At 39.3% G+C, this 11,597-nt stretch carries 14 protein-coding genes; 5 read left to right on the plus strand and 9 right to left on the minus strand.

The genetic code is table 11. From position 1 onward, the window contains the following. Both ACGLXV_RS17110 and ACGLXV_RS17115 read left to right on the plus strand, forming a co-directional pair. The coding region (locus tag ACGLXV_RS17110; RefSeq protein WP_391559583.1) for an FtsX-like permease family protein at positions 1–540 on the plus strand (540 nt) is incomplete at its 5' end. A 1-nt stretch (position 541) separates the two neighbouring features. Further along, entirely contained in the window at positions 542–1,228 is a 687-nt protein-coding gene (locus ACGLXV_RS17115; RefSeq protein ID WP_391559584.1) for an ABC transporter ATP-binding protein, read from the plus strand. Between the two features lie 68 nt (positions 1,229–1,296). Here the strand turns inward: ACGLXV_RS17115 and ACGLXV_RS17120 are convergent, their stop codons facing one another. From ACGLXV_RS17120 to queF, 5 genes are all read right to left on the minus strand, one after another. After that, positions 1,297–1,803: a YfiT family bacillithiol transferase gene (locus tag ACGLXV_RS17120; protein ID WP_391559585.1), complete on the minus strand. Its 507-nt coding sequence runs from the start codon at positions 1,801–1,803 to the stop codon at positions 1,297–1,299. A gap of 24 nt (positions 1,804–1,827) precedes the next feature. Beyond that, positions 1,828–2,010: a DUF3934 family protein gene (locus ACGLXV_RS17125; protein WP_391559586.1), complete on the minus strand. Its 183-nt coding sequence runs from the start codon at positions 2,008–2,010 to the stop codon at positions 1,828–1,830. Between the two features lie 97 nt (positions 2,011–2,107). Then, positions 2,108–2,911, minus strand: coding sequence for a nucleotidyltransferase domain-containing protein (locus ACGLXV_RS17130; RefSeq protein ID WP_391559587.1), 804 nt, complete (start codon positions 2,909–2,911; stop codon positions 2,108–2,110). A gap of 101 nt (positions 2,912–3,012) precedes the next feature. Then, a complete protein-coding gene (locus tag ACGLXV_RS17135; protein WP_391559588.1) occupies positions 3,013–5,019 on the minus strand; it encodes a methyl-accepting chemotaxis protein in 2,007 nt (668 codons plus the stop codon). Positions 5,020–5,140: 121 nt separating this feature from the next. After that, positions 5,141–5,638, minus strand: a complete 498-nt coding sequence (gene queF, locus ACGLXV_RS17140) for a preQ(1) synthase (protein WP_119706693.1) — start codon at positions 5,636–5,638, stop codon at positions 5,141–5,143. Positions 5,639–5,957: 319 nt separating this feature from the next. On the opposite strand from queF, the gene ACGLXV_RS17145 reads away from it, so the two are divergent. Beyond that, on the plus strand, positions 5,958–6,314 hold the full coding sequence (locus tag ACGLXV_RS17145; protein WP_391559589.1) for a YckD family protein: 357 nt from the start codon (positions 5,958–5,960) through the stop codon (positions 6,312–6,314). Positions 6,315–6,570: 256 nt separating this feature from the next. On the opposite strand, the gene ACGLXV_RS17150 is transcribed toward ACGLXV_RS17145, so the two are convergent. Beyond that, complete coding sequence (locus tag ACGLXV_RS17150) at positions 6,571–7,563, minus strand: Gfo/Idh/MocA family protein (RefSeq protein ID WP_391559590.1); 993 nt, start codon at positions 7,561–7,563, stop codon at positions 6,571–6,573. Positions 7,564–7,705: 142 nt separating this feature from the next. Here ACGLXV_RS17150 and ACGLXV_RS17155 point away from each other — a divergent pair, with 142 nt between their 5' ends. Next, on the plus strand, positions 7,706–8,278 hold the full coding sequence (locus ACGLXV_RS17155; RefSeq protein ID WP_119706690.1) for a TetR/AcrR family transcriptional regulator: 573 nt from the start codon (positions 7,706–7,708) through the stop codon (positions 8,276–8,278). A gap of 76 nt (positions 8,279–8,354) precedes the next feature. Beyond that, positions 8,355–9,287: an SDR family NAD(P)-dependent oxidoreductase gene (locus ACGLXV_RS17160; protein WP_119706689.1), complete on the plus strand. Its 933-nt coding sequence runs from the start codon at positions 8,355–8,357 to the stop codon at positions 9,285–9,287. A gap of 44 nt (positions 9,288–9,331) precedes the next feature. Here the strand turns inward: ACGLXV_RS17160 and ACGLXV_RS17165 are convergent, their stop codons facing one another. The 3 genes from ACGLXV_RS17165 to ACGLXV_RS17175 all read right to left on the minus strand — a co-directional run bounded on the left by ACGLXV_RS17165 (position 9,332) and on the right by ACGLXV_RS17175 (position 11,565). Then, a complete protein-coding gene (locus ACGLXV_RS17165) occupies positions 9,332–9,532 on the minus strand; it encodes a cold-shock protein (protein ID WP_066052591.1) in 201 nt (66 codons plus the stop codon). A gap of 213 nt (positions 9,533–9,745) precedes the next feature. Beyond that, the gene (locus tag ACGLXV_RS17170) at positions 9,746–10,183 is read right to left on the minus strand and encodes a DUF1284 domain-containing protein (protein WP_119706688.1); all 438 of its coding nucleotides are present in this window, start codon (positions 10,181–10,183) and stop codon (positions 9,746–9,748) included. A gap of 50 nt (positions 10,184–10,233) precedes the next feature. Next, positions 10,234–11,565, minus strand: coding sequence for a polysaccharide biosynthesis protein (locus ACGLXV_RS17175; RefSeq protein WP_119706687.1), 1,332 nt, complete (start codon positions 11,563–11,565; stop codon positions 10,234–10,236). Positions 11,566–11,597: the final 32 nt, after the last annotated feature.

Genomic DNA, 11,597 nt, shown 5'->3' on the forward strand with positions numbered 1-11,597 from the left:
GTTGCTTATATAAGTATGGAGGATTATAAAGAAATTTACCGAGCCGAAGACATGCAATTGGTTTTCATCCCAGAAGGAGATTCATCACAAGAATTCACTGGATTACAATCTTTTTCAAACAAGGAATTTCTCAAAACCATTCCGAGTTACAGTGCTGAACAAACATCTTTAAATATGATTATATGGTTCTTAGTTGTGATTAGTGGCATGCTGTTTGCTATCTTTTTCTACATGATGAACGTTCAAAAAATGGGTCTATTCGGTATTTTAAAAGCGATAGGTGTAAAAACGAGCACCTTGTTTAAAATGATGTGGACACAAATGTTGTTTATTACCATAATTGCACTTGTTCTATCTGTTATTCTTAGCCAAGTCTTTAATATGGTTGCACCAAAGGGAATGCCTTTTAGTTTACCCCCTGAAACAACCGTGCAATTGTCATTTGTCTTCTTAATGATTGGATTTATTGGAGCTACGCTATCAGGTATACAAATTAAAAAAGTAGCACCCTTACAAGCGATTCAACAAGGAGAGAATTAATATGGAGATATTTACTATAGATGAAGTTAGAAAAACTTTTACTAATGGTGAAGTGCAGGAAGAAATACTAAAAGGAATAAACCTATCTCTTAGAGAAGGTGAAATAACCGCATTAGTAGGTGCATCAGGATCTGGTAAAAGTACACTCCTTACAATAGCAGCAGGACTTCAAACTGCATCAGATGGACGAATACTATTTGAAGGCAAAAATATGACTACCATGAATTCAGAGCAAGTCCGGAAAATACGAGCAAGTAAATTTGGTTTCGTTTTTCAATTTGCACATCTCGTTCCTTTTCTCACAATTGAAGAACAACTGATACTTATGCTGGAGGTTTCAAATTCAAAATTAAAGAAATATGAACAAAGAAGAGAAATTGACAATATTCTAAAGTTAGTTGGAATGGAACATCGGAGAAATGCTTATCCGTCTTCATTGTCTGGCGGGGAAAAACAAAGGGTTGCAATTGCTCGTGCAATCATCCATAAACCTAAAGTTCTCTTCGCAGATGAACCCACTGCAAGTCTAGATTCAAAAAGATCTAAAGATGTTTTGTCGTTAATCCGAGATTTAACCAAAAAGCTGAACATTACCACCTTAATGGTTACCCATGACGAGGAAATGCTTTCTTATGCTGATCATATCATTAAAATGAGCGATGGACAGGTTTTACAGAGTAAAAACTAAATGAATATTGAGGAGAACGGGTACTGATCCAAGCAGGATTAGTGCCCGTTTTTGTTTATGTAAAAGAACTACAGCTTTGCATTTGTAATATGGGCAAGATGATGATTCCCATGCCATGCGTACAAACCAATATTTTTCTCTACTGTCACGATACCTGAATCTGGATGTACAAAGGTGCGTTTCAAATCGTCATCACTTACACCTTTTAAAAGTGTGATCAATCTTGAGTGAACTGACTCAATAAGTGTTAAAGACACCTCAACCGGTAGCTTCGAATCTTCTAACTCAGCCCATCTCGCTTCCTCGTAAGGCTTGATAACTGGGCTTTCTTCTGTTAAGGCAAGCTTAAAACGAATATAAGCGTTCATATGGCTATCTGCAATGTGATGAACCACCTGCCGAATCGTCCAACCTCCGTCACGGTAAGGTGTATCAAGCTGTTCATTGCTTAAGCCTGAAACAGCCTCTCTTAGCTTTTTAGGCAAGCTAGCAATTTCCTCTATCCAGAGATGTGTTAACGTTCTATTGATGTCTCCCTCTACCTGAAACGTCCCAATCGGGTATCTCTCATCCATCTTCAACCTCTCCCCATCACCTATTTATTGATCTGCTTGGTCCGAAGTTCCTTTCTCCACACCTGAACTAGGGCCATGCTTCACACCTTTGCTTTTATATGGCTTTGCATTCTTAGCTTTTTTTGCTCCAGCCTGCCAACGCGTCCAGCCTTTTTTTCCCGTACCTTTACCTATTCCACTCTTACTCTTTGCTTTTACTTTCGCCAATTCTGATCACTCCATTGCTATTCTATCTTATATTATAGACTAGTTTTATCATATTGGAGGATGATATGCTGAGATTTCAAAATTAGAGTGGACTAAATTACAGCCAAGCTTGTTCTAATAACTCTCTAAAAATGTTATTAAGTAAATGTGTTGATGTGTTTTTATCACTTGCCTTCATGTCCTTCATCATGCTTTCCATGTATTCAATCTCTTGTTGTAGGTAGTCGTTAAGGACTCGAATGGGGGGTTCTAACTTTGATGATTGGTCCAATCTCGCTCTTTTACGAGAGATAAGTTCTTCAATGGATTGCCTTACCGGACCTACGGATACCAGTTCCTGTACAAGGATTTCAAACTCAATGGGTGGAAAGGCATGATTCAAAATAATCCATTTCCCTGCTAAAAGAGGACGAAGAACAGTAAAGTACTTTTTATGATGTACCTCTTCTTCTAAAAGGTACGAACGGAAGTTTCTTTTTGCCATACTAACATAATGGTATAGACAGGTTACAGGTGAAAACACCTTAGGTTCGATGGCTAACAACTTTTCAAGAGTAGAATATTTTTCATAGTAAACAATGTCAGAATGAAGCCACTCGAAAAATGGCGGGTTAGACTTTCGGAACAATCTTAATGCTTTCGTTAGTTCCCATCCACTCATGTCTAATTGCGGATGAACCGGGATCGAAAGAGAGTCTTGCGATGGTACTTCAAGAACATCTCTTCCTTGATCAATGGACAGATACCATTCCTTTGTATGTACATACAGAAATCTCACATCATAATCACTTTCCATGGAAGAAAATCCCCATGCCCGACTTCCCGATTCACAAGCGTACAATACTTTAACATCATATTCTCGCTCAATTTGCTGAAGAACCTCTATTATATGCTCCTTCATGAAATCCCTCTTTTCTTTTATCATAATGGGCAGATGAAAGAAAACCAATACCACCCTCAATACAGAAAAAACCGGCAGGAACTCATCCCACCGGTCTATTGCTATATTTTAAATTTCTTAATCATTTCGGCAAGCTTTGCACTTGCTTCATTCAACTCAATGGCTGATTGTGTGACCAAATCGAGTGCACGGACCTGCTCTTCTGTCGATTCACTTACCTTGTCTGAAGCGACTGCTGAGTGCTCAGCAACGGAAGCGATGCTTTGAATAGAAGCTACCACATCATCCTTTAGATCATTGATATGGTCGATATCCATTCTGATCGATCCGATGGAAGAGACAATCGCATTAATCGTTTGTGAAATATCATTAAACGCTACCTCTGTTTGACCAACAGCCTTGCTTTGCAGTTCTGAAATGGCTACTGTTTGCTCCATTTCCTTTACGACATGTTTGGTTTCTTTTTCAATACTCGAGATCGTTTGTTTTACTTGATGTGCTGCTTTTGCTGATTGCTCAGCCAGCTTTCTCACCTCATCAGCAACAACGGCAAACCCTTTTCCACTTTCACCCGCTCTAGCTGCTTCAATACTTGCATTCAAGGCTAGAAGATTCGTTTGATCTGAAATTTCTGTAATCGAGTGAATGACCTTTTCAATTTCCTTCACCTTTGAATCTAGGTTATTAATAACTGCCCCAACATTCTTAATGACTTCATCGCTTTCTACGGCTCGTTGTCTTAAGAAGTTCATTTGCTCCAAGCCTTTTGCATTCGTGACTTCGGCTTGCTTGGACAACCCAGTCATTTCATCGACATTATCTTTTACTTTTTCGATTTGTGTAGATAGTCCGATTGCCTTTTGGTTCGCTCCCTCAGCATCCTGTGCTTGCTGATACGCGCCTGTGGCAATCTCTCCTGTTGCTCTAGCCACCTCTTCACTTGCAGCAATGGTTTCCTCTGATACGGCTGTTAAGTTAGAAGCTGAGTCGTTTACACTGTCTACAGATTTTTCTACAGAGGCTATAAGCTCACGCATGTTTTCAACCATGATGTTAAAATGATCGGTCAATTGCCCTGTTTCATCCTTTGATTTGCTCTCCACATGAATGGTCAAATCACCTGCTGCTACCTCTTGAACTTGCCTGTTTAATAGAGAGATTGGCTTTGCAATACTTTTTGACAAGAAATAGGTAATCACAAGACCAATAATAATGGCGATCGCTGCAATGATTAGAATCGCATCTTGAAGGCTTTTTGCACTTTCTAATACGTTTTTCGTCTCATATACCATTCCGACCTTCCAGCCTGTTTGATCAAGTGTCTGGTAGTAGAGTTCGTAATCTGTTTTACTTTCTGTATACGAAGTTGCTCCTTTTTCTCCATTATTCACAGTAGAAAAATAGGCTTTTTTACTAACATCTTTTCCTTGTTCCTTAGGATGTACTAAGGCCATTCCATTTTTATCTAATAATAGAGAATACCCACTATAACCGACTTTTGTCTCTTTGATGATTCCTGAAAGCCCTGCTAGGCTAAGGTCCATCCCAACAACCCCAAGAGTTTCTTTCGTTTCTGGGTCAACAACCGCCTGCGCTACAGTTACGACATATTCTCCTGAGCTCGCATCCTCATATGGATCCGTCCAGATGGTTTGGCCTGATGATTGAATTGCCGCTGTATACCAAGGTCTTCCCGTTGGATCATAATCTGGTGGGAGTTCAATAACAGGGGTAGTCGTAAACTGCTTCGTTTCTGCTCCAACATAGATGGTGGCAGCATTTTTATTAAGATTCATAAATTCTTGAAAGTCTTTGTCAACGATAGGCCAAAAAGTGCTTAAGCCATTTTGCTCGTTAGCTTTCACTTGCTTTAAGTAATCGATAATTCGGCTATCTTTACTATAGCGCTCAACCGAACTTCCATAAAAATGTAAGTATAAGTCAATATTGCTTTTTAAGCTATCTACTTGAGCACTTGAGCTCGAACTCACGCTAGTCAAGATTTCATCCTTCGTTTTAAAAAACGTAACAGTCGAAACAACTAGTAACGTAATAGCTATAAGGATACTGACCGTCAGCATGATTTTCGTTTGTATTTTCTTGAACATACATTCACCCCAATGATGTTTTTTCTTTATATCGTCACAGGTTAAAGAAATTTGAAGGATTTTGTCGAATTTTTAGAAAAAAAATAAAAAGCAGAGAATTCAATCTCTGCTTTCGTGTTGATTAGCGATTATCAATTGTCTCTGGATTCAAGTCATGGTTCATTAAGCGATAATGTGCCATTTCTTCGTATTTCGTACCAGGCTTGCCATAATTTGTGTACGGATCAATCGAAATTCCGCCTCTTGGTGTAAATTTCCCCCACACCTCAATATAGCGCGGATCCATTAACTCAATTAAATCGTTCATAATAATGTTCATGCAATCCTCATGAAAATCTCCATGATTTCTAAAGCTAAACAGGTATAGTTTTAATGACTTGCTTTCTACCATTTTCTGATCAGGAATATAGCTAATGTAAATCGTTGCAAAGTCCGGCTGCCCTGTCTTTGGACAAAGGCTTGTAAATTCCGGACAGTTAAATTTTACAAAATAATCGCGATTCGGATGCTTGTTATCAAATGCCTCAAGAATGCTAGGAGAATACTCGAACAAGTACTTGGTCCCTTGATTTCCTAATAAAGTCACACCTTCTAATTCTTCATCTTTTCTTCCACTCATGAAAAGAACCTCCTTTTAATATGAACCGTGTTCAACAACGTACAGAGGCATAGAAAACATAACCTTGTCTGAAAAAATAAAACCATATCCTCATTGGATATGGTTGATTTCAAGTATCAAAGCCATAGTTTTTTATAGAGGGTTTTGTTCGCTATGAACCTCTCCCGACACACGGGAATATGAATATGTCATCGTTACTATAGTGAATTTCTGTTAAAGTGTCAACGGTTTTTTATTCCACTTGTTTTTAGCAATTGATGCATATTTCATGCAAGATTAGGAAAAATTAACCTACGAGTTAAGTAAAGGAGGGATATTGATGAAGAAATTTATTGGAATCATGGCTGCATGCTTGCTTTCGATGTCCATCTTTGGTGCCACGTCTTCTTTTGCTGAAGTAGAAAAGCCTGAAGATGCTAATAATACCCAAGAGGTAAAGTTAACTGACGCTCAAAAGGCAGAACTCGCTAAACTACATAAAGGGATTTTGGAGCAGAAAAAACAACTGATTCAAAAATACGTAGAATATGGCGTGATTCCGAAGGAAAAAGCCGACAAAATGATTCAGCGTTTCGAAGAGCATTACAAAATGCTTGAAGAGAATGGCTTTATTTTCAGGGGGCCACACGGCGGATCTGAACGCGGACCACATGACCACCACAAAAGTGAAGAGTAACAAGAAAAGCGCAAGCGCCCTGGTCAGCGCACGACAGGCCTGGAGCGCTCCAACTGAGATAAAGGAAACACGAAGAGCCAGAGGCGCATTCGTGCTTGACTTATCGTAGGGCGGAGAGCGAAGGGCACTAGGCGCTAGGGCGCTGGAGCTAGACAATTCTCAAAGTCGAAAATCTTATAATTTATTCTCTTTCAAATCAAAAACGGACCAGCTCATGAATATGAAGTGGCCCGTTTTTTTTTGGTTATTGAACGAATTACAACCCCTTATTATCCGCAGGGAATCTTACACCAATTTGCTTGCGCACTTCATCCATAATTTCCATCGTCACCAAGGAGTTTTCGTATGTATTAATGCTTGATTCCATCTCGCCTTTTTCAATCAGTTCAATGAATTCCTTCGCTTCATAATACATAGATTCTACTTTTTGCGGAACGGATAGGTCTACTTTTTCCCCATTTCGGTATTCGAGTACGACCTTTTCTGGTGTGTTCACTTTATCAATCACTAGATTTCCGTCTTCCCCTTGAATTTCAGAAGGAATGCTAGAGTTCGTGATCTTTGAGTACATTAACACAGCATCCATATCTTTATAAGTTAAAAGAATGCTTCCTTCTCCATCCACGCCAGATTCCAATAGGACACCAGATGCTTTGACGGATAATGGCTTACCAAATAATGCGACGACTGGATAAATACAATACACACCAATATCCATCAATGCCCCATTAGAAAAAGTTGGATCAAATGCATTTAAGATCGTTCCACTTCGATACGCATCATAGCGAGAGGAATACTGGCAATAGCTTGCAAATACACGGCGTACCTGACCGATTTTCTCCAGATTCTCCTTAATCACAGCAAAGTTTGGAACAAAGGTAGATTTTAATGCTTCCATTAAAAGAACATTGTTTTCCTTCGCAGTTTGAATCATTTGCTCCAATTCAGCTTTGTTCGAGGCAACCGCTTTTTCACAAAGAACATGCTTTCCATGCTTTAATAATAAAATCGCTTGTTCTGCGTGAAAAGAGTTCGGACTTGCAATATACACTGCATCCAGATGTTCACTTTTTGCCATTTCCTCTAAACTTGTAAATAAATGAGAAGCCTGGTATTTCTCCCCGAATTCCTTCGCCTTCTCTTCTGACCGTGAATAGACGGACGTTAATTGAAAGTTTGGCAGTTCATTAGCTGCCTGTAAAAATGATTCTGTTATCCAGTTTGTTCCTATTACACCAAAGCGTATCATTGTGTCTCTCCTTTGCCTTTAGTATGCTACCATTATCTTCCCTTCTTACGATTTTTTCAACCTTCATTAAAATCCACTTGCCAACATTAGGAAATGGAGGTATTATTTAATTGACCAGTGTTCAATTAATGAGGTGAAACGATTGTCTCCAAGAAAATCTGCACAAGACGAACTAACAAAGGCAGCTATCATCCATGTCGCTCGTGAATTATTTGTTACTAGTGGCTATCCTCACTTTTCCATGAGGAAGCTAGCTAATAAGCTTGGATGTAGTCACGGGGCCATTTACTATCATTTTAAAAATAAAGCTGAACTGTTTTATGAGATTGTCACACAAGATTTCCTTACTCTTGATCAAGTACTTGAGGATGTGCTTTCCACTCCAACTAACTCTAATGAGGAGAAACTGTATTTGATTCTTTTCGAGTACATTCGTTTCGGCTTAACCCACCAGCCTCAATATGAAGTGATGTTTCTGATCAAGGATGAAGAAGTTAAAGGATATCTGCTTGAGGCTCCTAATAAAAGCTATTTACACTTTGCCGATGCGGTTGCTAGTCTTGCACCCAAGCCACTTTCACCAAAGGATATTTGGTCCTTATTTATTGGGATCCATGGGTTTGTCACCCATTATTGCCGAACCGAAACCACCTTTGAGGACGTGGAACTACTAGCCAAATCGCATGTGGAGTTTCTATTAAAAGCATTGAAATAAAAATAATGGGCAAAAGCCTTTTATTTTTATGCTTTATTGAACAGTGGTCAATAAATAAGAAAAGGAGAGATTTGATATGAAAAAAGCATTAGTACTAGGTGCAACTGGTGGAATGGGATTTGCTTTAGTAGAAGAACTTGTTAGTAGAGGGATAGAAACGATTGCCTTTGCACGTTCTTCTGAAAAACTAGCTCTTTACAAACAAGATTGGGGTTCGCTTGCAAAGATCAAGGTTGGCGACGTGTTGAATGAGCAACACTTAGGAGAGGCAGTTAAAGAAGTTGATCTCGTATTTCACTCTATCAATATTCCTTATGAAAAATGGAATCCTGGCTTATATCAGATTCTTGAAGCTGTTCTTACTCAATGTGCCAAACACAAAAAACCACTTATTTACGTTGATAATATTTATTCTTACGGCAGACAGTCATCACCCGTTTCTGAAAATACCTCTAGACAACCACATACGAAAAAAGGAAACATTCGCTTACAGCTACAAAATCAAATTCATACATCTACCGTTCCCTACATTATTGCTTACTTCCCAGATTTCTATGGACCTAAAGCGGAGAGTACCATCCTTCAATACACCTTTAAGCAAATGCTAAAAAAGCAATCTGCTGGCTTTGTTGGAGACACTACCCTTCAACGTGAATTTATTTATACGAAGGACGGTGCAAAAGCACTTGTCGAACTTGCCTTGAGAGAGGACTGTTACAATCAGGATTGGAATATTTCTGGTGCGGGCACAATATCTGGAGAAGAAATTGCTAAAATTGCCTCTCATTTTCTTAAGAAACCGCTGAAGGTAAAACCAATTGGACGACAGATGATAGCCGCTCTTGGTCTATTTAATCCTTCTATGAGAGAAGTGACAGAGATGATGTATTTAAATGAATCACCTGTCATCCTTGATGGATCCAAGTATGAAACGCTCATAGGGTCTCTTCCAAAAACACCCTATCATGTAGGTGTTGTCGAAAACTTAAACGAGTTGGCAAAAAAATAGAAACAAAAAAAGACTCGTATAGAGTCTTTTTTTTCAAGCTTAAATTAAGCTTTGTTTACGTTAGCAGCTTGTGCTCCACGTTGTCCTTGTTCTACGTCAAAAGTAACTTCTTGACCTTCTTCTAAAGTCTTGAAGCCTTCGCCTTGGATAGCTGAGAAGTGAACGAATACATCGTCTCCACCTTCGCGCTCGATGAATCCAAAACCTTTTTCTGCGTTAAACCATTTTACTTTACCTTTTTCCATTGTGAGTTACCTCCTAGTGCCTTGACACCTATAATACTATCCTTGCTCTCATTGATATAAAGAAGTGATTTCTTACATACCGAACAAAAATAATTCTCTTACATCTTACCATCAATAACTAGTTTTAGCAAACGCATTCAACGTTTATTTTTCGAGTCCTTTTGACAGGATTAAACAAATTGAAGCAAAGCTCTACTTTTTTCTACTATAACTTTAATAGAGATGAAGAATTTTTTTTCGAAGCTCTTCTATCCCTTCTTTGCAAACCCCATATGGTAGCCAAGAGCATCCTTTACATAGATGATCCAAATCGTCGGGATTGACTTTGGAAGCTGTTAAGGCGACTAAATGCGACTTTAGGTAAGACTTCTCTTTTTCTAGTCCTAAATGAGAGAGTACTTTTTCATCCATAGACAAAACATGCTCATTTGATCCCGCGCTAGCCTCACATTTTGTGTTGCCACGATGGGGGCAAGCCATGCATGCGTCATCAAAGGCCGCTACCGTTTTTATCATAAAGTCATCATGATCATTTCTTACTTTTGCTACAATTTCCGTCATCTTTTCAACAAATGCTGGGCTATACCCCATTCCTCTGAAGCCGTGAACACAGAGGAGATGATGCCCTCTTAACACCTTTTCTTCTACCATTTTCCCTTCCTCCTCTCACTCATTTATTCTAGCAAGAAAAGCAAAATCCTTTAACGGTTTTCTTCGGCCAATTTTTTTAGGGAAAAATGAGAGATGCCGATTTTTTTACAAATAGTCAGATAGTGCATAAGTGTGAGTAACAAGGCTCCTGTGTTCAGACCAATTAGAACCCCCTCCATTTGAAATTCGCGGAGTGAGCCAAGCACGTACATAATGGTAAACTGGATAATCGATGACCATACGGTATGGTAAAACGCATCCTTCATAAGACCGAGCCCAATCAAGTATGCCTGCATCGGTATGACAAAGAAATGAAGCAAAAAGTACGGCCAAAGGATCTGCAAATATCCAGAAGCGACCGACGATTCAAAAAACATACTGGTTAGTGGTTCAGCGAAAAAGTAACAGACGAGCATTGCTGGTATTCCGTATAATGCCGTCCCTTTAAGTACCTGTTGCAACAAACGTTGTAGCCGGTTAAAATCTCCGCTTGCATACGCTTTGGAAACAGTGGGTATCAGCATGATCAACAAAGAATGGCCAATAAAAGCTGGGAAAAATCCAATGGTCATCGCTACCCCGGTGAGCATTCCAAATTGTTCAGTTGCCGCCTGCTCGCTCACCCCTGCGTGTACAAGAGCGATTTTAATAATAAAAGGTTGAACCGCATGAGTTAGCGAATGGAAAATCCGAAGTCCCGTTGTTGGAATGGATACAGCCATCAAGCTCTTTCTTACCTCTTGATTAGGAAGGGCCTCTCTCGGCCTTCTTTTTAGCTCATGATACTGAATAAAAAACGTATGGATTAAATAGAGGACGATGACAAACTCGCTCCCTACAAAAGTACAAAAGGCTATAAGGATTGCCGTATCAGTCTGGAATTCGAACAATTGAAAAAGAAAGACAAGCAAGCCAAGCTGTACGAGCTTTCGAACAAGCTGTGTAGATGCAATCTTGCTCATTTGCTGTTTTCCCATAAAATACCCGCGAGCGATGGATGAAAAGGAAATCATCGGGATTAATAGGATGACAAGCCAGCGTAAGAGCGGATGATACGTGTCAAATGTCGATATATACGGGAGAATGATCGTGACAGCAGCAAGTAGGACGGAAGTGAAAATAATTGTTAGCTTAATCACATGCTGAAGCATGCTTTGGTGATAACGGGCATCCTTTTCAGCAATAAACTTAGAAATCGAAACGGGCATCTCAAAGCTTGCTAGCATAATAATTAGGAAAATGGTCGGCAAAATTTGCATATATAAACCAAGTCCATGCTCCCCTAACTCCTTAGCTAGTACCATATTCGCAATAAACTCTACACACTCACCCATAAAGGTGGCGACAACCAACAATAATGTTCCTTTCATAAATGCACTCATGCTGTCTCTCCTTACATTTAATAGCTTTCACC

This window comes from Robertmurraya sp. (assembly GCF_036676585.1).
In the GTDB taxonomy this organism is placed as follows: Bacteria; Bacillota; Bacilli; order Bacillales; family Cytobacillaceae; genus Robertmurraya_A.